The 20,802-nt window shown below is 43.2% G+C and carries 22 protein-coding genes and 1 other annotated feature; of the genes, 3 read left to right on the plus strand and 19 right to left on the minus strand.

Features of this window, described 5'->3' with window-relative positions; all coding sequences use genetic code 11:
* Window positions 1–9: 9 nt before the first annotated feature.
* From leuB to leuD, 3 genes are all read left to right on the plus strand, one after another.
* On the plus strand, window positions 10–1,092 hold the full coding sequence (gene leuB / locus DXZ23_RS13610) for a 3-isopropylmalate dehydrogenase (protein WP_017805092.1): 1,083 nt from the start codon (window positions 10–12) through the stop codon (window positions 1,090–1,092).
* Between the two features lie 487 nt (window positions 1,093–1,579).
* The gene (leuC, locus tag DXZ23_RS13615) at window positions 1,580–2,989 is read left to right on the plus strand and encodes a 3-isopropylmalate dehydratase large subunit (RefSeq protein ID WP_017805091.1); all 1,410 of its coding nucleotides are present in this window, start codon (window positions 1,580–1,582) and stop codon (window positions 2,987–2,989) included.
* A 9-nt stretch (window positions 2,990–2,998) separates the two neighbouring features.
* Complete coding sequence (gene leuD, locus DXZ23_RS13620) at window positions 2,999–3,601, plus strand: 3-isopropylmalate dehydratase small subunit (RefSeq protein WP_017805090.1); 603 nt, start codon at window positions 2,999–3,001, stop codon at window positions 3,599–3,601.
* A gap of 217 nt (window positions 3,602–3,818) precedes the next feature.
* Here leuD and hda read toward each other — a convergent pair whose 3' ends face one another.
* The 19 genes from hda to mtr form a co-directional block, all read right to left on the minus strand.
* Complete coding sequence (gene hda, locus DXZ23_RS13625; protein WP_017805089.1) at window positions 3,819–4,598, minus strand: DnaA inactivator Hda; 780 nt, start codon at window positions 4,596–4,598, stop codon at window positions 3,819–3,821.
* Window positions 4,599–4,614: 16 nt separating this feature from the next.
* The gene (locus DXZ23_RS13630) at window positions 4,615–5,862 is read right to left on the minus strand and encodes a nucleobase:cation symporter-2 family protein (RefSeq protein WP_017805088.1); all 1,248 of its coding nucleotides are present in this window, start codon (window positions 5,860–5,862) and stop codon (window positions 4,615–4,617) included.
* 100 nt (window positions 5,863–5,962) lie between these two features.
* Entirely contained in the window at window positions 5,963–6,589 is a 627-nt protein-coding gene (upp, locus tag DXZ23_RS13635) for a uracil phosphoribosyltransferase (RefSeq protein ID WP_026138429.1), read from the minus strand.
* Window positions 6,590–6,849: 260 nt separating this feature from the next.
* Window positions 6,850–7,365: a chorismate--pyruvate lyase family protein gene (locus DXZ23_RS13640; protein ID WP_017805086.1), complete on the minus strand. Its 516-nt coding sequence runs from the start codon at window positions 7,363–7,365 to the stop codon at window positions 6,850–6,852.
* Between the two features lie 9 nt (window positions 7,366–7,374).
* Window positions 7,375–7,980, minus strand: coding sequence for a bifunctional phosphoribosyl-AMP cyclohydrolase/phosphoribosyl-ATP diphosphatase HisIE (gene hisIE, locus DXZ23_RS13645; RefSeq protein WP_017805085.1), 606 nt, complete (start codon window positions 7,978–7,980; stop codon window positions 7,375–7,377).
* Window positions 7,970–8,581, minus strand: a complete 612-nt coding sequence (locus DXZ23_RS13650) for a DUF2726 domain-containing protein (RefSeq protein ID WP_017805084.1) — start codon at window positions 8,579–8,581, stop codon at window positions 7,970–7,972. The genes hisIE and DXZ23_RS13650 overlap by 11 nt, the downstream gene beginning before the upstream one ends.
* An 8-nt stretch (window positions 8,582–8,589) precedes the next feature.
* Window positions 8,590–9,369, minus strand: coding sequence for an imidazole glycerol phosphate synthase subunit HisF (gene hisF, locus DXZ23_RS13655; protein ID WP_017805083.1), 780 nt, complete (start codon window positions 9,367–9,369; stop codon window positions 8,590–8,592).
* Window positions 9,351–10,100 carry a 1-(5-phosphoribosyl)-5-[(5-phosphoribosylamino)methylideneamino]imidazole-4-carboxamide isomerase gene (gene hisA / locus DXZ23_RS13660; protein ID WP_017805082.1) on the minus strand — a complete coding sequence of 250 codons (750 nt, stop codon included), beginning with the start codon at window positions 10,098–10,100 and terminating at the stop codon, window positions 9,351–9,353. The genes hisF and hisA overlap by 19 nt, the downstream gene beginning before the upstream one ends.
* A gap of 23 nt (window positions 10,101–10,123) precedes the next feature.
* Complete coding sequence (locus tag DXZ23_RS13665) at window positions 10,124–10,618, minus strand: protein disulfide oxidoreductase (protein WP_035695632.1); 495 nt, start codon at window positions 10,616–10,618, stop codon at window positions 10,124–10,126.
* A complete protein-coding gene (hisH, locus tag DXZ23_RS13670; protein ID WP_017805080.1) occupies window positions 10,618–11,211 on the minus strand; it encodes an imidazole glycerol phosphate synthase subunit HisH in 594 nt (197 codons plus the stop codon). The genes DXZ23_RS13665 and hisH overlap by 1 nt, the downstream gene beginning before the upstream one ends.
* 1 nt (window position 11,212) lies before the next feature.
* Complete coding sequence (locus tag DXZ23_RS13675; RefSeq protein ID WP_017805079.1) at window positions 11,213–12,229, minus strand: PDDEXK nuclease domain-containing protein; 1,017 nt, start codon at window positions 12,227–12,229, stop codon at window positions 11,213–11,215.
* A 76-nt stretch (window positions 12,230–12,305) separates the two neighbouring features.
* A complete protein-coding gene (gene hisB, locus DXZ23_RS13680; RefSeq protein ID WP_017805078.1) occupies window positions 12,306–13,400 on the minus strand; it encodes a bifunctional histidinol-phosphatase/imidazoleglycerol-phosphate dehydratase HisB in 1,095 nt (364 codons plus the stop codon).
* Window positions 13,401–13,471: 71 nt separating this feature from the next.
* Complete coding sequence (gene tnpA, locus DXZ23_RS13685) at window positions 13,472–13,921, minus strand: IS200/IS605 family transposase (protein WP_017805077.1); 450 nt, start codon at window positions 13,919–13,921, stop codon at window positions 13,472–13,474.
* 66 nt (window positions 13,922–13,987) lie between these two features.
* The gene (hisC, locus tag DXZ23_RS13690) at window positions 13,988–15,043 is read right to left on the minus strand and encodes a histidinol-phosphate transaminase (RefSeq protein WP_017805076.1); all 1,056 of its coding nucleotides are present in this window, start codon (window positions 15,041–15,043) and stop codon (window positions 13,988–13,990) included.
* A gap of 41 nt (window positions 15,044–15,084) precedes the next feature.
* Window positions 15,085–16,065, minus strand: coding sequence for a virulence RhuM family protein/type II toxin-antitoxin system death-on-curing family toxin (locus DXZ23_RS13695; RefSeq protein WP_017805075.1), 981 nt, complete (start codon window positions 16,063–16,065; stop codon window positions 15,085–15,087).
* 45 nt (window positions 16,066–16,110) lie between these two features.
* Window positions 16,111–17,409, minus strand: coding sequence for a histidinol dehydrogenase (gene hisD, locus DXZ23_RS13700; protein ID WP_017805074.1), 1,299 nt, complete (start codon window positions 17,407–17,409; stop codon window positions 16,111–16,113).
* Between the two features lie 41 nt (window positions 17,410–17,450).
* The gene (gene hisG, locus DXZ23_RS13705) at window positions 17,451–18,350 is read right to left on the minus strand and encodes an ATP phosphoribosyltransferase (RefSeq protein ID WP_017805073.1); all 900 of its coding nucleotides are present in this window, start codon (window positions 18,348–18,350) and stop codon (window positions 17,451–17,453) included.
* A 37-nt stretch (window positions 18,351–18,387) separates the two neighbouring features.
* Window positions 18,388–18,517 (minus strand) — a sequence feature (His leader region).
* 85 nt (window positions 18,518–18,602) lie between these two features.
* Window positions 18,603–19,346: a class I SAM-dependent methyltransferase gene (locus DXZ23_RS13710; protein WP_017805071.1), complete on the minus strand. Its 744-nt coding sequence runs from the start codon at window positions 19,344–19,346 to the stop codon at window positions 18,603–18,605.
* A gap of 82 nt (window positions 19,347–19,428) precedes the next feature.
* Entirely contained in the window at window positions 19,429–20,679 is a 1,251-nt protein-coding gene (gene mtr, locus DXZ23_RS13715) for a tryptophan permease (RefSeq protein WP_017805070.1), read from the minus strand.
* Window positions 20,680–20,802 lie beyond the last annotated feature (123 nt).

Here is a 20,802-nt window from a genome sequence, read left to right on the forward strand (position 1 = left end):
AGTGTTGTGATGAAAAATTATAATGTTGCCGTATTAAGTGGCGATGGCATTGGCCCAGAAATTATGGCTGAAGCCCTTAAAGTGCTTGATGCCGTACAGCAAAAATACGGTTTTCAACTTAACTTTCGCCATTTTGATGTAGGCGGTATCGCCATTGATAAACACGGCACGCCATTACCAGCAGAAACCTTAAAGGGCTGCGAAGAAAGCGATGCAATTTTATTTGGTTCAGTGGGTGGGCCAAAATGGGAAAACTTACCGCCAAATCAACAACCTGAACGCGGCGCATTATTACCGTTGCGTAAACACTTTGCTCTATTTTGCAACTTACGCCCTGCAACCCTATACAAAGGTTTAGAAAAATTCTGCCCATTGCGTGCAGATATTGCGGCGAAAGGCTTTGATATGGTAACAGTGCGTGAATTAACAGGCGGGATCTATTTCGGTCAGCCTAAAGGCCGTGAGGGCGAAGGAAAAAACGAAAAAGCCTATGATACGGAAATCTATCACCGCTATGAAATTGAACGCATTGCCAAAGTCGCCTTTGAAACAGCAATGAAACGCAAAAAACATCTCACTTCGGTGGATAAAGCCAATGTGTTGATGAGTTCTGTGCTATGGCGTGAAGTGGTGGAAGAAATGGCGAAAGCCTACCCTGAAGTCAAGGTGGATCATATTTATATCGACAATGCCACAATGCAGCTGATCAAACAACCTGAGTTTTTTGATGTGTTGCTCTGCTCAAATATTTTCGGCGACATTATTTCTGATGAATGTGCAATGATCACAGGATCAATGGGAATGCTTCCTTCCGCCAGTCTAAACGAACAAGGCTTCGGTTTATACGAACCCGCAGGTGGCTCAGCCCCTGACATCGCAGGCAAAGGCATCGCTAACCCAATCGCCCAAATTTTGTCTGCGGCAATGATGTTGCGTTACAGCTTCAACCTCAACGAGGCGGCCCGTGAAATTGAAAGTGCGGTGCAAAAAGTGCTTGAAAATGGCTACCGTACCGCAGATCTTGCAGATGAAAGTGCGCCTGTTTCAACAGAAGAAATGGGGGAGCTGATTGTGACTGAGATTAAAGCTTAGCAATTTATTTAAGAAGCCTGATTAATTTTCATTATTAGGTTTCGACTGAGGCGCCCTACTTTTCTTTGCTCGTGCAAAGAAAAGTAGGCAAAAGAAAACACGCCCTGCTGTTTTGCTTATCCTCACTTAGAATGAATTTTCTTAACGGAAAATTTAGAACTCGGCACTTAGTGCCTCAAACAAACTAAATTTTCCTAAAAATTCATTCACATTCGGGCAAAACAGAAGGGATAAAAGGAGCAAACAAAAAGCATCTGGCGCTCCATTCCCCCTTTACGACTTGCCCGAATGAGTGGTTAAGTGGCTAGGTGAATTTTTCTTGTTTGAGCCTGCTTGCAGGCGAGTTAAAAATTCACCGTCCGCCACTCCACGAAATGAGGATAAGCAAGTTGTCAGGGGTGTGTTTCTTTTGCTTCGTTTTCTTTGCACAAGCAAAGAAAATGAAGTCGCTATTAGGCGAAAGCAAATACAAAATAACGAGAGAAATATGAAAAAAACCCTATACGATAAATTATTTGACGCTCACGTCGTCTATGAAGCAGCAGGCGAAACGCCAATTTTGTATATCAACCGCCATTTGATTCACGAAGTAACCAGCCCGCAAGCCTTTGACGGATTGCGAGTGGCGAATCGCCAAGTTCGCCAAGTGGGGAAAACCTTCGGCACAATGGATCACAGCATTTCAACCCAAGTGCGTGATGTAAATAAATTAGAAGGACAAGCCAAAATCCAAGTATTAGAACTTGCCAAAAACTGTGCCAATACAGGCATTGAATTGTTTGATATGAACACCAAACAGCAAGGTATCGTTCACGTTATGGGGCCAGAGCAGGGGCTAACGTTGCCAGGAATGACGATTGTCTGTGGCGATTCCCACACCGCTACCCACGGTGCATTTGGTGCGTTGGCATTTGGTATCGGCACATCTGAAGTGGAACACGTTTTAGCTACCCAAACCTTAAAGCAAAGCCGTGCGAAAAATATGAAAATCGAAGTGCGAGGCAAAGTCGCCCCAGGGATTACGGCTAAAGATATTGTGCTTGCCATTATCGGCAAAACCACAATGGCAGGCGGCACGGGACACGTTGTGGAATTTTGCGGTGAAGCCATTCGTGATCTTTCAATGGAAGGGCGTATGACCGTGTGCAATATGGCGATCGAACTCGGTGCGAAAGCGGGCTTAATCGCCCCAGATGAAACGACCTTTGAATACTTGAAAGGTCGCCCTTATGCACCGAAAGGCAAAGATTGGGACGATGCGGTGGCTTATTGGAAAACCTTAAAAACCGATGATGATGCCCATTTTGATACCGTAGTGGTGTTAGACGCGAAAGAGATTTCGCCGCAAGTAACTTGGGGAACGAATCCAGGACAGGTGATCGGCATTGATCAAACCGTGCCAAATCCTGCGGAGATGAGCGATCCTGTGGTGCGAGCTTCCGCCGAAAAAGCACTGGCTTACATTGGCCTAGCCGCCAACACCGATTTAACCCAAGTGCCTGTAGATCAAGTGTTTATCGGCTCTTGTACCAACTCCCGCATTGAAGATTTGCGTGCTGCCGCAGCGGTAATGAAAGGACGCAAAGTGGCTGAAAATGTGAAACGGGTGCTAGTTGTGCCAGGTTCGGGCTTAGTTAAAGAGCAAGCGGAAAAAGAAGGCTTAGATAAAATTTTTATCGAAGCAGGGGCGCAGTGGCGTAACCCAGGCTGTTCAATGTGTTTAGGAATGAACGACGATCAACTTGGCGAGTGGGAACGTTGTGCCTCCACCAGTAACCGCAACTTTGAAGGTCGTCAAGGGCGTAACGGACGCACACACTTAGTCAGCCCCGCAATGGCAGCGGCGGCGGCAGTGTTCGGCAAATTTGTTGATATTCGTCAAGTGGAATTACTTTAAGGAGAAATTATGGCAGGCTTTAAACAGCATTCAGGTATTGTCGTGCCTTTAGATGTGGCAAATGTAGATACCGATGCCATTATCCCAAAACAATTTTTGCAAGCTATCACCCGTGTGGGCTTTGGTAAACATTTATTCCACGAATGGCGTTATCTCGATGCGGCAGGCACACAGCCTAACCCTGATTTCGTGTTGAACTATCCGCAATATCAAGGGGCAAGCATTTTATTAGCACGCAAAAATCTTGGCTGTGGTTCTTCCCGTGAACACGCTCCTTGGGCATTGGCAGATTATGGCTTCAAAGTGATGATCGCCCCGAGCTTTGCGGATATTTTCTACAACAACAGCCTAAACAATCATATGTTGCCAATCCATTTAAGCGAAGAAGAAGTGGAAGAAATCTTCCAATGGGTGGCTGAAAATCAAGGGAAAACCATTGATGTGGATTTAGAAAAAATGACCGTTCGCGTCGGCACAAAAGTTTATCCGTTTGAACTGGACGAATTTCGCCGTCATTGCCTATTAAACGGCTTAGACAACATCGGCTTAACCCTACAACACGAAAACGCCATTGCGGAATATGAGAAAAATATTCCCGCGTTCTTACGTTAATTGAATCTAAGCTAGCATTATTTTATGCTAGCTTGTTTTCTCCTGTTCGTGGGATTGTGTAAGTTAAATATATGATAATGAATTGAGGATAATATGGGGAATATGTAATGTAGCGAAATGTGTTTTTCGAAATTAAAGAACGATAAGTTTTTGGATGATAGCATTACACGCTGTAGAACATAATAATTTGCTTTATTATCTTTAAAGATTAAATGATTTAGAGCTGTAAAATCTCTTTCACAAAAGGGATTGTGAGTTTTCGTTGTGCTTGCAAGGACGCCTTATCTAAATCAGCTAGCACTTGAAATAAAGTGTGCATATCACGATCGAGGCGTTTAAGAAGAAAATTCGCCGTTTCTTCTGGCAACTCAATGCCACGAGAATAAGCCTTTTGTTGTAGCACTTGGATTTTTTGTTCATCGCCTAAGGGCAGTAATTGATAGCTCTCTCCCCAAGATAAACGGGAGGCTAAATCGGGCAGTTTTACCGCTAAGGCATTCGGCGATTGGTTCGCACTGATTAACAAAATCCCCCTCCCTTGTTCTCGCATTCGATTGATTAAATCAAAAATCGCCAGTTCCCATTCATCATTCCCGATCACGGCTTGAATATCGTCTAGGCAGACTAAATCTTGCTGCTCCAAATTCTCTAACACAGCAGGAGAAAAATATTGCGATTTACTTAACGGCACATAAATAGAAAGCCGTTGTTGTTCTAAAAAGGCATTGGAACAGGCTTTCAAAAGGTGGGTTTTGCCGCTACTTTCCGCACCCCAAACATAGAAAAATTGCTGCTTTAACTCGGCAAAATTTTTATGCAAGGAATCGAGCAACAATAAATTATTGTCGGCATAAAAATTGTCTAAGGTTTCTTCATCAATTTGATGAATGGGAAGCGGTAACTGCAAATCTAATAACCAATGTGTTCGTAAATTAAAGTGCGGTAAGAATATACAAAAAAAATAGGGATAAATAAAGCCTACCCCTATTTTCTGCATTGAATTTGGTGGAATTTTATTCTTGAATTTCGACCTGATCTTTTGCTTTCGGTAAAATCAAGTTAAGAATAATCGCCACAACGGCACAGAGGCTAATCCCTTTGAGCGACACTTCGCCGAAATTCACGAACATTCCGCCGATACCGAACGTCATCACCACAGAAATAATGCACAAATTGCGTGCTTCCGTTACATCAACTTTGCCACGAATTAATGTACTCATTCCCACCACGGCGATAGAGCCAAACACCAACATCATAATACCGCCCATCACGATGGTTGGAATGGTGGAAAGGAACGCACCCACTTTACCGCAGAAGGAAATGGCAATCGCCCACACTGCTGCCCACGTCATAATGTTTGGATTGAAGTTGCGAGTGAGCATTACCGCACCTGTTACTTCGGCATAAGTGGTATTTGGCGGCCCGCCTAATAATGAAGCGGCGGTAGTTGCCACGCCATCACCTAATAAAGTGCGGTGTAATCCTAGTTTTTTTAAGAAATCTTTACCCGTAACGGAGCTGATTGCCATAATCCCGCCAACGTGTTCCACCGCTGGGGCGATGGCAATCGGCAGCAAATATAAAATGGCTTCGAGCTTAAATTCTGGTGTGGTGAGTTTCGGCAGGCTGAACCAAGGTGCGTCATACACGGGTTGGAAATCAATTAAGCCCAAAAATAAGCACAGTACATAGCCAACGGTAATGCCGAACATAATCGGGATCAGTTTCATTATGCCTTTCGCAAACACTGCAACCGCAAGGGTTGTTAGCAAGGTTGCCATTGAAACCAACACCGCTTCATTGTATTGATACGCCGAGTTTTTGCCTAATGCCATATCCACTGCGACAGGGGCTAGCCCCATACCGATGATAATAATCACCGGCCCCACCACCACAGGCGGAAAAATGCGTTGCAAGGCTTCCGCCCCTTTCAATTTTACGAGGGTACTCAGGGCGAGATACACCAAGCCCGTACAAGCCAAGCCCCCCATTGTTACCGCAATGCCCCAAGTGGCAACGCCGTATTGGATCGGGGCGATAAAGGCGAATGACGAAGCGAGGAAAATCGGCACTTGTTTTCCCGTGCATAATTGGAAAAGTAATGTCCCTACGCCTGCGGTTAAAAGTGCGGTGTTGCTATCTAACCCCGTGATCAACGGCACGAGAACTAACGCTCCAAAGGCAACGAATAACATTTGCAAGCCCACAAAGGCTTGTTTGGCTTTGCTTTGCACCTCAGGTGCGGTTTGATTTTTTGTCATTTAAGTTTCAACTCTCTGTCTGAATTAACTTGAAAGTGCGGTCTGTTTTTTAGGCAAAAACGCACGGAAAAAAACGGCATTACTGCCGTTGCGGTAAAAATTATTTTGTTCCAAAGATCTTATCACCCGCATCGCCTAAGCCCAGAATGATATAGCCCTGCTCATTGAGTTTTTGATCGATTGACGCGGTGTAAAGCTCCACATCTGGGTGGGCTTTTTCTAATGCTGCAATTCCTTCAGGAGCAGCTACAAGAACTAATACTTTAATTTGGTTACAGCCTTTTTCTTTCAAAAGATCAATGGTGGCAATCATCGAACCACCTGTCGCCAACATTGGATCAACCACAATGGCTAAACGTTCTTCTAAATCACTGGCTAATTTTTGGAAGTATGGCACTGGCTCAAGGGTTTCTTCATTGCGATACATACCTACTACGCTAATTCTAGCACTTGGAATATGCTCTAACACGCCATCCATCATTCCCAGCCCAGCACGCAAAATAGGCACAACGGTTACTTTTTTACCTTTAATGCGATCCACTTCCACTGGTCCGCACCAGCCATCAATAATCACTTTTTCCGTTTCTAAATCTGCCGTTGCCTCATAAGTCAGCAAACTACCCACTTCAGTTGCCAGCTCACGGAAATGTTTCGTGCTAATATCTGCTGCACGCATTAGACCTAATTTGTGTTTGACTAATGGATGTTTGACTTCAACAATTTTCATCTGTAACCCCTTATCTTGACCCAATAAAATAAAATCGGCAAATTTTAAATCAAAGTAACCGAAATGAACAGCAAATTTTAGATAAAATATAGTCATTTGCTCTCAAAATAATCTAGCATTCTTTTATTTTGCCGTACTATTTATACTATCTTCATCTTGTTACTCTATCTTACTTATTTCGCACTTAAACTAAGATGACAAAAAAGTGCGGTACTTTTTTCAGTTATTTTTTACTAAAATCATTTGTTTAAATGTTTGAATTATGACGGAAAAGAAAAATATGGTAAAAATAACTCTTTGATTTGTAAAGGATAGCCCTTAAGCTCAAAGCTGGAATTACGAGCATAAAGCCCCGTTATGGGATCTTGTCGCCAAAAGAGGGTGGTGCGTTGCATTGGTTGTTTAAATAGCCAAAGCCCAATAGGCTCATTGCCGAGTTGGAGTACATATTGAGCGGCATTCTCTACGGTGTGTTGCGGAAGCTCAGTTTGGGCAAAGATCCAAGCCTGCCCATCGCCTTTTAGCACCACTTCTCGCCGCCATATTTTGGCAGTTGGATTGTTAGAAAGATCGCAAAGTGCGGTGCTTTTTGACGGCAGTTTTTCTTGCCAGTCTTGCTCGATCACTTCCACACTCAACGTCTGGCAAACCTGCTGTAATTTTCGCGTTAATGAGCCTTGATGCTCCAGCCATTGCTGAATATGAGGGGCGACAAAATGCCCTGAATGCTGCCAATCAGGGCTGGCGAGTAATTGACGATAATGCTCAAAATCCATTTTTTAAACTTATTTTTGATGGCGTTCTTTGAGCTTGCCGATCACATCAGCCCAGCTTAAATTCGCATCTTGCAATAACACGGTTAAATGATAGGCTAAATCCGCCGCCTCGCAAATGGTTTCTTCGCGATCTTTCACGGTTGCCGCCAATGCAGTTTCTCCCCCCTCTTCGCCGACTTTTTGTGCAATACGTTTTGTGCCTCGTGCATAAAGTGAAGCGGTATAAGAACTCTTCGGATCAGCATTTTTACGCGCATTCAACAGTTTTTCCAATTTACTCAAGAAAATCCAATTCGGTGTTTCAGAAACCGGTGAAAAACAGCTATCAGTACCTTCGTGACAGGTTGCACCAATCGGATTTGCCAAGATCAACAAAGTATCACAATCACAATCTAATGTATAATCAACAACATTTAAAAAGTTGCCAGAAGTTTCCCCCTTTGTCCATAAGCGTTGCTTGGTGCGTGAATAAAAGGTAACTTTCCGCTCCACAAGGGTTTTCTCAAGGGCTTCCGCATTCATATAGCCCAGCATTAACACTTCGCAGGTGGTTGCATTTTGTACGATAACAGGGAGCAAACCGTTCACTTTTTGCCAATCAATACTATTTTTCATTTTTTATTACTCCGATTAATTCCTTTGATAATAGCTTAAAATCTACGTCATCATAGTTTTCTTTAAATTCAATAAATGTAATGCCAGCTTTATCACATACTGTTTTTTTAACTGCATCTCTTTCATACGAGGTATTATCTTTATTGTGATTTCTCCCTTGAAACTCAATGACTGCGATAGGTGAATAAACTTCAAACAGATTATTTTCCTTATCTCGCCCTTTTTGTTTTTGAGCAATTAAAAAATCCACTCGTTTTGCGGCAATTGTGGGATAAGTAGAAGGATTTTTACACCAAATAAATTCACCTACCGAAACTTGAGCAAAAACCGCCAAGGATTGTCCTTGATGATGTTTTCTTATATGCTCAATTAATGCCCAATAAAGTGCAGTTTCGTCACCGTGCATTAACCACCTTTTTCTGAATTCATTATTAGCCACAGTGTGTAAATCACTTTCACTATTCACACACTTATTCGCTTGTAATACTTCATTAAATCTATTAATACGCGTTGCTTGTTTTGAAATAGAGCGTTCCTTATTTCTGTTCCCCAAAAACCAAAACACGCTAGCAACAACCAACAATAAAATAAGGTATTTCATAGATCTCCCTAAAGTGAATTTCTAATAATAATATCGCAATTTGCAAGATAAGTTTTCAATTCACCCATATCAATAATCCGCTTATGAAACACGCTAGCGGCTAATGCACCGTCCACATTGGCTTCAATAAAGGCATCACGGAAATGCACCATTTCACCCGCTCCACCTGAAGCGATCAGTGGCACGTTGCATACTTCTCGCACTTTTTTCAGTTGGACTAAATCATAGCCTTGACGCACGCCGTCTTGGTTCATCATATTTAGCACGATTTCACCTGCCCCGCGTTTTTGTACTTCTTGCACCCAATCTAGGGTTTGCCAGTGGGTTTGGCGGGTGCGTTTTTCATCGCCTGTGTATTGGTTCACCCAATATTTATCTTGTTCGGCATCATACCAAGTGTCGATCCCCACCACAATGGCTTGCACTCCAAAACGATCCGCCAAGCGAGAGATTAAATCAGGATCAGCAAGTGCGGGGGAATTTATGGAAATTTTATCCGCGCCAAAAGTGAAAATTTGCTCCGCATCGGCAATAGTCTTGATTCCCCCAGCCACACAGAACGGAATATTGATCTCTTTCGCCACACGTTCCACCCAGCTTTTATCTACGGTGCGGCCGTCTGACGAGGCGGTGATGTCATAAAACACCAACTCGTCCGCCCCTTCTTCCGCATAACGTTTTGCTAGCGGCACAATATCGCCGATAATCTCGTGGTTGCGGAATTGCACGCCTTTCACAACCTGCCCATCACGAACGTCTAAACAAGGGATTATGCGTTTTGCCAACATTGGATTGCCTCCGCTACGTCAAATTTTCCTTCTAGTAATGCACGACCCACAATCACGCCCGCCACGCCTGTATTTTTTAACGCAGCGATGTCGGCTAATGAGCCGATACCACCTGAGGATTGAAATTCAATCTGTGGAAAGGCGGTACAGATTTCTTGGTATAACGCCACATTTGAGCCTTGCAACGTGCCATCGCGAGAAATGTCAGTGCATAGCACGTGCTGTAAGCCCACTTGGCTGAAATCTTCAATCACTTGCTCCAAAGTGAGCGAGCTAGTTTCTTGCCAACCGTGAATGGCGATGCGTTTTTCACCGTCCACGATATGAATATCTAAGGCTAAAACGAATTTTTCCGCACCGTATTTTTGAAACCATTGCTTCACCATTTCAGGCTGTTTGATCGCTGTTGAACCAATGACCACACGGTTCGCCCCAACACGCAATAGATCCGCCACATCTTGTTCTGTACGAATGCCCCCGCCCACTTGAATATGGGCTTGCGTTGCGGCAATGATTTCGCCAATAAGTTTAGTTTGGCGTTGGCTTGGATCTTTTGCCCCTGTTAAATCCACCAAATGGAGTTGTTTCGCCCCTTGCGATAAATAATGCTGAAATTGGGCAATGGGATTGTCGCTATATTGGGTTTGCTGGGCATAATCCCCTTGATACAACCGCACAACCTTGCCGTTAATAAGGTCAAGTGCGGGGATAATTTGTGATGTTTTTTTCATTGTTGTGTTCTCTTTTGTTTTTATTAACTAAGCCATAAACGTAATTTCAACCCCCATGGGCTGCTTAAGCCTGTGGTAGTGTGAACGATTTTGCCGTTTTTAATAATGATAATACTTGGCGTAACCTGAATGTGCCATTGGGCGGAAAGTGTCCCCTGTGGATCATTTACGGTCAAAAAATCATATTGATGTTGCTGTAAATAGTCTTGTACCGCCTGATCATTGCCTGATTTTAACGCCACGCTCACCACTTGCACGCCATCGTTGGCAAGGCTTGCAATGCTTGGCGAAGTGAGCGAGCAAATGCTGCACCAACTGCCCCAAAAGTAGAGTAGGACAGGTTTCTCTTTGCTGAGCTTGGCTAACTGAACGCTTTCCCCATTCAATGCAAGCAAAGTCTGTTGCAAAGCACTTTCTGGGGCATTAGGTCGCCGCCAATAATCCATCGCGAAAGAGATCGTGCTAAACAATAAGGCAAAAACGAGCAGATTTTTCACCGCACTTTTGATTTTATTCATTACAGATTTTCCATAAAATTCCGCAATAATTGCTCGCCCCCCTTGCCTGAACGCTCTGGGTGGAATTGCACGCCGTAGAAGTTATCTCTTGCAATCGCCGCAGAAAATGGCACACCATAATCGCAGGTGGCAATCGTATTTTCATTCGGCAGCACCGCATAACTATGCACGAAATAGAAATAACTATCTTGCGGAATATCGCTAAAGAGCGGGTGATTATTCTGATAATGCACCTTATTCCAGCCCATATGCGGTAGCGGCAAGCCTTTGTTTGGCAATAATTCCGTCTTTCCCTGAATGAGTTTGAGCGTGCTGATCTCACCCTCCGCTGAATAATCGGTCATTAATTGCATTCCCAAACAAATGCCTAAAACGGGCTGGCTGAGCTGGGTTAAAATGTCCGTTAATTGGCGAGCTTGCATACTTTGCATTGCCGCCAGTGCTGTGCCAACACCGGGTAAAACCAGTTTTTCCGCTTGCTGAATTGTGGTGTGATTGTCCGTAATTTCCGCCTGATAGCCCAAGCGCTCAAACGCAAATTTCACCGAAGAAAGATTAGCACAGCCTGTGTTGATGATGGTGATGTTTTGCATTTTATTCCTTAATTTGTTGTTTTTGTTCAAAATTCTCAATTTCTTTTTGGATTTCTTGTCGCAGTAATTCTTCCGACGGCAAATAAAGTTGATATTGGCTGGCGAAAATTTGCTGTTGATTTTCGGGTAAAGAAAATTTCACCACGCTATCATTTTTATCTGCACATAATAAGATGCCAATGGTTGGATTTTCTCGTGGCAGTTTTTCAACCCGATCAAAATAATTCACATACATTTGCAACTGCCCCAAATCCTGATGGGTTAATTTGTGGGTTTTGATTTCTATAATCACAAAGCATTGCAGCAAGCGATTGTATAAAACGAGATCGACAAAAAAATCATCGCCATCAAGATGTAAACGTTTCTGACGAGCCACAAAAGAGAAGCCGTTGCCTAATTCAAGTAAAAATTCTTGTAAGTGAGTAATAATGGCTTGTTCAAGATCTTTTTCGTAATAGGCACTTTCACGCTGTAACCCCAAAAATTCAAGCACCATTGGATCTTTAATAATTTGTTTTGGATCGCTTGGGATCAGTTCATTATTCGCCACAGCGAGTACGCTGGCTTTATCGTTACTGAGCAATAAACGTTCATATAAACTGCTGTTAATTTGCCGCTCAAGTTGGCGAGAACTCCAGTGATTTTTAATGCTCTCTGCAATATAAAATTCGCGTTTATCAGGATCATTGATGGAAATTAGACTTTTATATTGTGTCCAATTTAATTGCGTCCGCAGTGCAGACGCAATTGGAAATGTACGATAAAACTGGCGGTAACGCTCTAATTGACGAGCAGAAAAGCCGCTACCAAACTCGGGCTGTAACTGCTGAGCAAGTGATTTAATCAAATAAGCACCATAATCCGCTCGCTCTTGCCCTTGCTGTTCTTCCTCAAAAATACGTTTGCCAATGTGCCAGTACATCAAAACACGCTGAAAATCCACCGCTCTCACCGCATTTTCACGGGATTGAGCGATGATTTGTTTGATGTCGGTGATGATATGGGTATCAGTTAGCATTTTATCTTCCTTGTTAAATTTGATTTCGATGTATTAAAAACATTCAAAAATCGCACCGCACTTTTAAATGCAGTGATTACAACACACCTTTACTACTCGGCATTTCATTGCCTTCAATACGAATGGCTTGTCTTAAGGTTCGTCCGAACACTTTAAATAGGCTTTCGATTTTGTGGTGATCGTTGTCGCCACTGGTTTTTAAGTGTAAAGTGGCGAGCATTGTAAAGGCGAGGGATTGGAAGAAATGTTCTGTCATTTCCGTGCTGAAATCGCCTACTTTTTCTCGTTTAAATTTGGCTTTAAATTTGAAATAAGGGCGACCAGAAAGATCCAACGCACATTCCGCTTTACATTCGTCCATTGGTAACATGAAACCAAAGCGGGCGATGCCACGTTTATCACCGATAGCTTGTTTTAACGCTGTGCCGAGTGCAAGAGCGGTGTCTTCCACCGTGTGGTGTTCGTCAATATGCAAATCCCCTTTGCAACTGATGTTCATTCTAAAACCGCCGTGAGTGGCGATTTGGTCGAGCATATGATCGAAAAAGCCCACGCCCGTGTGAATGTGGTTTACGCCCGTTTCATCTAGCCACACTTGCACTTTGATGTCTGTTTCTTTGGTTTTGCGTTCCACTTCGGCATAACGTGGCGTGCGTTCGCCGATATTGGTAACGGGTTCAGCCAATAATTTTTCTGCGATCAAATCCCAATTCAACTTTTCGGGGTGATATTGCAGGGCTTGAATACCCAGATTTTCAGCTAACTGCACATCTGTGGCACGATCGCCAATCACAAAGCTGGTAGCAGGATCAAACAGCTGTTTTTCAATATATTTTTTCAGCAATTTCGTTTTTGGCTTACGGCATTGGCAATTGTCTTCAGGTTTATGCGAACAAATTAAAATATCATCAAATTCAATGCCTTGTGAGCGAAAAACTGCCAACATCGCATTATGCGGTTTGTCAAAATCTTCCTGCGGAAATGAAGCCGTTCCAAGCCCATCTTGGTTAGAAACCATTACAAAGCGATATTTCTTTTGCAGTTTCAACAACGCGGGAATAACATTTTTTTCAAATTTGAGCTTTTCCAAGCTGTCAATTTGAAAATCCGTTTTCGGCTCGTCAATTAATGTGCCATCGCGATCGATAAATAAGATTGATTGTTGTGTCATTGTTTTTTTCCTCTTTCCTCAAACGATAAATCGTATGAGGTTATGTATTATTTAGGGGCTTTGTCCCTAGGTTAAATATTTCTTTCAAAAAAATCATCAATAGAGCAGTTGCCATTTAATAACGTTTTTACTTTATTCTCAAAGGTTATTGCTTGATGATGTTTTTTCTGATTTTTAATGTATTGAATAATTTTATCTTTTTCATTATTGCTATAAGTTAAAGCACAGTAGCCCTTTGACCAAGCATAGAAATCAGGAAAAAATTCGGGGTTATTTTCCAGAAATAAATGTGTTGCATTTTTTAATTCTTTCACAAAACTTGCAATACAAGTTGTTGGGTGAAGTTCTACAAATAGATGAATATGATCTGGCATTCCGTTAATACGATAGAGTACACCGCGTTTTTCTTTTATAAATCCCCAGATATAGCGATATAGTTTATCCTCATATTGCTCGCAAATTGTGGGTACGCCATATTTTGTTCTAAAAATAATATGATATAACAATTTTGTATAGCTCATATCCATTCCTATTTGAGAGAACCGCAAAGCGGTTCAATGATACTTAACTTAGTACGCTTCAGCGTGCTAAGGGATTAACGCAATACTTTCAACCACCCGTAAATTTTCCTCTGCTGTTCCCACTGTAATGCGAATGCAGTTTTCTAACCCTAAGGCATTGTTTTGATTGCGTAAAATAATGCCTTGCTCCCACAGGGTTTTGAATATCTTTTGTCCATCTTTAAATTTCACTAAAAGATAGTTGGCTTCGCTGGTAAAAACGCGTTCCACTTGAGGCAAGGCTTGCAGTGCGTTAATCAAAAATTGGCGTTGCGATTTCACCTTTTCCACTTGTGCTTGCATTTGGTATAAGCCTTGTTCAGATAAGGCTTGGGCAGCGAGATCTAAAACGGGTACGGGGATTGGGTAAGGGGCGATGACTTTTTGCAATACGCCGATAAGTTCCGCATTTGCTAGCGTGAAGCCACAACGCAAGCCCGCTAAAGCAAAGGCTTTAGAGAGGGTGCGAATGATGGCAAGGTGTGGATACTTCGCTAACTCCGTTACCATTGTGCTATCAGGGCAAAACTCGATATAGGCTTCGTCCACCACCACAATGGCACGGTCGCGGGTCATTTCTAATAATTGAATGAGATCCTCTCGGCGTAACACATTGCCCGTTGGGTTGTTAGGGCTACACACGAAAATAACTTTTACGCCAGCAAGATTTTGTTCGATCTTGGCGAGATCGAGCTGAAAATCGGTGGTTAATGGCACGGTTTTGCACGCAATGCCACAGGTTTCCGCACTCACCGCATACATTCCATAGGTTGGCGGGCAGTACAGCACGCTGTCGCCATTTTCGCAAAAGGCACGGATAATCAGCTCAATTCCCTCATCGCCCCCACGCGTAATCAGCACGTTTTCAGGTTGAACACCCGCATAGGTAGCATAAGCCTTCACCACGTTTTCGGGCTGAGCTTCGGGGTAGCGGTTAAATTGATGCTGGGTTAAATTGAAATCTGGTGAAAGCGGATATTCATTGGCATTCAGCCACACATCACCACTCCCCCCTAAACGGCGCGCGGATTGATAGGGCGTGAGTGCTTGAATGTTTTTGCGTGATAAGGTTGTGATTGTCATTTTTGTTCTCTCTAAAAATTTTTGTTTTTTTGACCGCACTTTTATTTAAGCAAAATAAAATGCTCGATCAGTTTTATCATTAATTCTTTTTGTTCGGGTAAACTTTCCGCGACTAATAATGCCAGTGCAACGAGTGTATTATCGTTAATTAATTGTTCTACTGACTTGGCAAGCAAATGCTGATTTAATCTCAAATACCAAAGGAATAGAAACGCTCCCGTTCGTTTGTTGCCATCAGTTAAAGGGTGGTTTTTAATGATGAAATACAACAAATGAGCAGCACGGCTGGCGATATTCGGATAAAATAGCTCATCACCAAAACCTTGTTCGATAGTATTTATGGCAGAAATCAATCCATCATTGCGTGGGTTGGCGAAAAGTGGCGTGGCTTCTCCTTTTTCAATGAGTGTTTGCTTTAATTGTGCAATCGCTTTTTCTACGTCTTGTATTAATAATGGACGCATTTCATTTTGTTTTTGCTGTTTAGAATTTAGGCTTTGTTCGTCATAAGCCTGTAATAAGCTCCAGCTGCGTGCATATTCCTGTACGACATTAAGAACGGCTTTTCCTTCCTCATTTACTAAGGTTTGGTTGCTTAATGTGCGATCCAGTAAGGCGATCACTTGGCTAAATTCTACGCCCTTTTCTGTTAAACGTTTTTGGTTCAGCGTATAACCTTGAACAAGATATTCTTTAAGGCGTTGGGTTGCCCAGATACGAAATTGCGTCCCTGCTTTTGAATTAACTCGGTAGCCTACAGAAATAATTGCATCAAGGTTGTAAAATTCAACTTGATAGGTTTTTCCATCAGAAGCAGTTGTTGCATTTTTTGCAACAACTGAATTTTTTATAAGTTCACCCTCATTAAAAATATTACGCAAATGACGTGAAATAACGGATTTATCACGCCCGAATATATCCGCCATCTGTTGTAAGCTAAGCCAAACGGTATCTTGATTAAATTGCACCTCAACCTGTGTTGAACCATCTTGCGATTGATAAATTTCAATTTGATTTTGCATATTCTCTCCGATATTTAACTGTATATAAAACCAGTCAATTATTCGTTATTTATACAAATTTTGCAACTTTTCTAACCGCACTAATACCGCATTTTTATGTGCATCAAGCTGTTCTGCCGCAGCCATTTGAATGACGGTTGGGGCAAGATCGCGAAAACCTTGTGGGCTAAGTTCCTGCACAGTCATTCGTTTGCTGAAATCTGCTAAGCCGAGGCTTGAGGTGGTGCGGGTGTAGCCATAAGTGGGAAGAACGTGATTTGTGCCGCTGGCGTAATCCCCCATACTTTCAGGGCTGTATGCACCAAGGAAGAGCGATCCTGCATTGTCGAGTTGATCCAATATGCCACGTGCGTTTTCCACTTGCACCACCAAATGCTCTGGGGCGTATTCATTGCTGATTTCAATGGCTTGGCTCAAGTTTTCTGCGATAAAAATACGGCTGTGGCTAAGGGCTTGGCGAGCGGTTTCTGCACGCGGGAGCATTGCCAGTTGGCGTTCAATAGCAAGTGCGGTGTTTTTGGCTAAGGTTTCACTTGGGGTAACCAAAATCACTTGGCTGTCCGCCCCGTGTTCCGCTTGGGAAAGTAAATCGCTGGTGACAAAATCGGGATCAGCATTTTCATCTGCTAAGACCAGCACTTCAGAAGGGCCAGCTTGCATATCAATAGCTGCGCCGTTCAGTGCTTGGCTCACTTGACGTTTGGCTTCAGTAACAAAGGTATTGCCGGGGCCGAAGATTTTATCCACTTTAGCAACGGTTTCTGTGCCGAATGCCATTGCGACAATAGCTTGTGCGCCGCCAACAGGGTAAATGGTTTCGACCCCGCAGAGATCTGCCGCATATAAAATTGCATCAGCGATAGGCGGCGGAGAGCAAAGTACGATTTTTTTACAGCCGGCAATTTTGGCTGGAATAGCAAGCATTAACACGGTGGAAAAAAGCGGGGCAGAGCCACCGGGGATATACAAGCCCACCCGATTAATCGGGCGAGTTACCACTTGGCAACGCACTCCCGCTTGGGTTTCAATGTCCACCGCTTGGGGGATTTGAGCTTGGTGAAAGCGTTCGATATTGGTTTTGGCATTTTGAATGGCGGTTCTTAATTCATCGGGTAAGCGAGCCGCTGCCGCTTGAATTTCCGTTTGCGAGATAACGAGACTGTCTAGTTTGACCTTGTCGAATTTTTCGCCTAGTTCAAATAACGCCTTATCGCCTTCACCTTGCACTTTTTCACGAATGGCGTCCACGGCGTCTTTAATGGACTGTGCTGCCGAAATGGCAGGTCGCATTAAGGCTTGTTGTTTTTCTTGTTGGGTTAAGTTTTTCCAGATTAGGGTTTGCATTGTGTTCTTCCTTAAAATTTGTTGCAAAATTTCACCGCACTTTAAGCGAGCATTTTTTCAATGGGTAGCACTAAAACCGAGCTTGCACCCTGTGCTTTCAATTCTTCCATTGTTTCCCAGAACAGGGTTTCTTGGCTAACGGCGTGTAGTGCTACTTTGCTTTCATCGTGAGCGAGAGGCAAAATGGTTGGGTTTTCCACCCCAGGAAGCAGGGAAATAATGGTTTCCAGTTGGGCTTTTGGCGCGTGTAGCATAATGTATTTGGATTCACCTGCTTGTTGAATGCCTTGAATGCGGGTTAAGAGCTTATCCACAAGGGCTTGTTTTTCATCGCTTAATGGCTCTTGACGCTGAATTAAGCACGCTGTCGAGCGGTAGATCACTTCCACTTCTTTTAAGCCATTGGCTTCAAGAGTTGCCCCTGAAGACACCAAATCGCAAATGGCATCGGCTAAGCCCGCAGAGGGGGCGACTTCCACCGAGCCGTTCAATAAAGTGCTTTTGAATGGCACGCCTTGCTCCGCCATATAGCGTTTTAATAAATTGGGATAGGAGGTGGCAATGCGAGAGTTGGCAAAGTCTTGCACGCCGTTGTAAGCCCGATCGCGATCAATGGCTAAGGATAAACGACAGCCACCGAAATCTAAGGTACGTAATTTCTTGTAAGCTACGCTTTCGCCTGTAGCAAGGCGACCGAGTTCTTCCTCTTCCAACACGTTTTCGCCAATAATGCCGAGATCCACCACGCCATCAAAAACTAGACCAGGAATATCGTCATCACGCACACGCAAAATTTCAATGGGCATATTTTCCGCATAGGCGATCAAACGCTGTTCGTTCCAGTTAATTTTTACCCCGCATTGTTTCAGCAACTCCGCACAGTCTTTGCTTAGACGACCTTTTTTTTGTAACGCAATGCGTAATCTTGTTGTGTTTGCCATTTGTTTTTCCTTTATTAATGTTATTAAAATTAAGCTATAAAAAAACCTCTCGAAAGTTGGCTTCCGAGAGGTTTTTAGGGTTGTGATTTGCAGTACTCACTCGGAAGTCTTATCTTCCAAGCAATCGCCATCGCCCGAAAGATTATTCAGGGTGATGGTGGTGATGAGTATTGCAATTAAAATTCATTTAAGTTTCTCCAAAATTGATTGCTTATTAATTTACGCAAAAAATTTTTTTATGCAAGCAAATTTTTAGCTTTTTTTCGCTTTAATTAACAGCAGCACGGGGCGATGTTGTAAATCTTTAAATTCTTGCTGCCATTCGGGCTGATCTGCCAGCATTGGTTCAAGCATTTTTTCCACTTGAAAGCCCGCATTGATGAGATCGTTTACAATGGTGGACAAGGTGCGGTGATAGGTTTTAAAAGGCTGTTTAAACCAATTTCGCTGCCGTTCGCCCTCATCGCGATAATAATTCAGACGATAGGCAAGTTGCTGTTTGTTTTGATCTTTTCCCCATCGCTCCCCGCCTTGATAGCAAGTTACAATGGGGTGTTCTTGTGAAAAAATCAGCCAGCCATTGGGGTTCAATTTGGCATAAATCTGAGCCAACAACTGCGGGAAATCTTGCACATAATGAAAGGCGAAAGAGCTGGTAATCACATCAAAATTGTCATCAGGCAGGGCGTTGAGTTGTTCCATTGCCAGTTGATATAACGCAAAGTGCGGTTGTTTTTCGGCGAGATTTTTTGCCGCTTGTTGCAACATTGCTTGCGATAAATCCATTCCCACTACAAACTTCGCCCCTTTTTCTAAATAAAGCTGTAAATGTTCGCCCATTCCACAGCCGAGATCGAGCAATTTTTTGCCTTGCAAATCGGGCAACAAACTGAGCATTGTGGGCTTCTCCACAATTTCATTGAGGCTAATGGGGTTTTGGCGTAATTTTTGATACAGCTCGAAAAAGCCTTCTTTGTCGTAAACAGAGGTTTTCATTTTGTTTTCTATAGAAAAAATTAGCACGGGAAATCCCGTGCTAAAACGAGAAATAATGTGGCTTATTTTATGCCATTTGCGACTATCTGCCAAATACGGGCAACCAGCCCACAAGATCGGCAAGCTGTACCAAAATATTGATCACGCCGAATAAAATCACGAAATAAATCATTCCGCTGCCGCCATAAACTTGATAGCGTTCGTCTGGAAACCGCTTGCGACTTGCTTTTGCTAGCAGTGCAGGGGTAATCACCGCCCAAATGGTGGCAGCAAGCCCCGCGTAGCCAATGGCGATTACAAAGCCATAAGGGAAAAGTAGGCTTAAAATCAACGGCGGTAAGAAGGTGAGCAAGGCGGTTTTGGTTCTGCCTGCTCCGCTGTTATCAAATTTGCACAGATCCGCGAGGTAATCAAATAAACCAAGGGTTACACCGAGGAACGAGCTTGCGATCGCCATATAGGTGAAGAAGCGTAGCATTAAGCCAATATAATCCGTTTGAATTTGAGCATTAAGGGCTTCCAATAAGAGAGCAATGTCGCCACCTTTTTGGATCACAGGGATAAACTCATTGCGTGGCAAATTCCCTTGAATGGCTAACTGCCACAGCATATAGATGATGAGGGCAATGAATGTGCCGTAAATAATGGATTTGGTGACTTTGCCGCTATTGCGATCGTAATATTTCACTAAACTCGGGACATTTTGATGAAAGCCAAAGGACACCAAGCACACGGGCAACGCGGCGAGAGCGTAAGGCAAATATTGCTGTTCTCCTTGCGAGAGGCTATTGAGCAAAATATCTGTCTGCACTAAGCCGAGCAAATTGGTGATAGATAGGAAAAACGCCACCACCATTCCCGCGATCAAAATCGCACTTAAACGATCAACGGCTTTGGTGGAAAACCACACGAAAAACGCCAGCACCGCACAGAAAATCAGCGAGCCAAAAGTGCGTCCAATTTGCACCGCACTTTGATCTTGGCTGAAAAGTTGGTTGAGGAAACTTTCCGTTAAACCACCGCCAGAGGTGATATAGGCATAGGTGAGAATGTACAACACAAAGGCAACGGACAGCCCATTAATCACGTTCCAGCCTTTGCCGAGCAAATCTTTAACGATGGTGTCAAAACTTGCCCCAGTGGGGTAATGCAAATTGGCTTCCAACAGCATTAAGCCGGAGGTGGTCATACAAAACCAAGTGTAGCAAAGAATCAACATTGAGCCGATAAACCAAATACCCGCTGTGGAAATCGGATTGGCGAGCATACCTGCCCCAATCGTACCGCCTGCGATAATCATCGCCCCGCCAAATAATGAAGGATTTTTTTTCATAATCTTGCCCTAATCAAAGATAAACATATTGAACTATTATAATAGTACAGTAATAAAAAACAATGGCTAAAAAACGCCACCGCGAAAAAAATCCTAAACTCGACAATTCGCAATGAATAAGGC

Origin of the sequence: Avibacterium paragallinarum (assembly GCF_900450705.1) — a bacterium.
GTDB lineage: Bacteria > Pseudomonadota > Gammaproteobacteria > Enterobacterales > Pasteurellaceae > Avibacterium > Avibacterium paragallinarum.

Bases quoted from the DNA above. Each gene is read 5' to 3' on its own strand.
- leuB (WP_017805092.1), top strand. From the start codon at position 10: ATGAAAAATTATAATGTTGCCGTATTAAGTGGCGATGGCATTGGCCCA.
- leuD (WP_017805090.1), top strand. From the start codon at position 2,999: ATGGCAGGCTTTAAACAGCATTCAGGTATTGTCGTGCCTTTAGATGTG.
- DXZ23_RS13710 (WP_017805071.1), bottom strand. From the start codon at position 19,346: ATGAAAACCTCTGTTTACGACAAAGAAGGCTTTTTCGAGCTGTATCAA.
- leuC (WP_017805091.1), top strand. From the start codon at position 1,580: ATGAAAAAAACCCTATACGATAAATTATTTGACGCTCACGTCGTCTAT.
- mtr (WP_017805070.1), bottom strand. From the start codon at position 20,679: ATGAAAAAAAATCCTTCATTATTTGGCGGGGCGATGATTATCGCAGGC.
- hisG (WP_017805073.1), bottom strand. From the start codon at position 18,350: ATGGCAAACACAACAAGATTACGCATTGCGTTACAAAAAAAAGGTCGT.
- DXZ23_RS13675 (WP_017805079.1), bottom strand. From the start codon at position 12,229: ATGCTAACTGATACCCATATCATCACCGACATCAAACAAATCATCGCT.
- hisC (WP_017805076.1), bottom strand. From the start codon at position 15,043: ATGACAATCACAACCTTATCACGCAAAAACATTCAAGCACTCACGCCC.
- DXZ23_RS13695 (WP_017805075.1), bottom strand. From the start codon at position 16,065: ATGCAAAATCAAATTGAAATTTATCAATCGCAAGATGGTTCAACACAG.
- DXZ23_RS13640 (WP_017805086.1), bottom strand. From the start codon at position 7,365: ATGGATTTTGAGCATTATCGTCAATTACTCGCCAGCCCTGATTGGCAG.
- DXZ23_RS13630 (WP_017805088.1), bottom strand. From the start codon at position 5,862: ATGACAAAAAATCAAACCGCACCTGAGGTGCAAAGCAAAGCCAAACAA.
- tnpA (WP_017805077.1), bottom strand. From the start codon at position 13,921: ATGAGCTATACAAAATTGTTATATCATATTATTTTTAGAACAAAATAT.
- hisB (WP_017805078.1), bottom strand. From the start codon at position 13,400: ATGACACAACAATCAATCTTATTTATCGATCGCGATGGCACATTAATT.
- hisF (WP_017805083.1), bottom strand. From the start codon at position 9,369: ATGTTGGCAAAACGCATAATCCCTTGTTTAGACGTTCGTGATGGGCAG.
- upp (WP_026138429.1), bottom strand. From the start codon at position 6,589: ATGAAAATTGTTGAAGTCAAACATCCATTAGTCAAACACAAATTAGGT.
- hisA (WP_017805082.1), bottom strand. From the start codon at position 10,100: ATGAAAAAAACATCACAAATTATCCCCGCACTTGACCTTATTAACGGC.
- DXZ23_RS13665 (WP_035695632.1), bottom strand. From the start codon at position 10,618: ATGAATAAAATCAAAAGTGCGGTGAAAAATCTGCTCGTTTTTGCCTTA.
- hda (WP_017805089.1), bottom strand. From the start codon at position 4,598: ATGCAGAAAATAGGGGTAGGCTTTATTTATCCCTATTTTTTTTGTATA.
- hisH (WP_017805080.1), bottom strand. From the start codon at position 11,211: ATGCAAAACATCACCATCATCAACACAGGCTGTGCTAATCTTTCTTCG.
- DXZ23_RS13650 (WP_017805084.1), bottom strand. From the start codon at position 8,581: ATGAAATACCTTATTTTATTGTTGGTTGTTGCTAGCGTGTTTTGGTTT.
- hisIE (WP_017805085.1), bottom strand. From the start codon at position 7,980: ATGAAAAATAGTATTGATTGGCAAAAAGTGAACGGTTTGCTCCCTGTT.
- hisD (WP_017805074.1), bottom strand. From the start codon at position 17,409: ATGCAAACCCTAATCTGGAAAAACTTAACCCAACAAGAAAAACAACAA.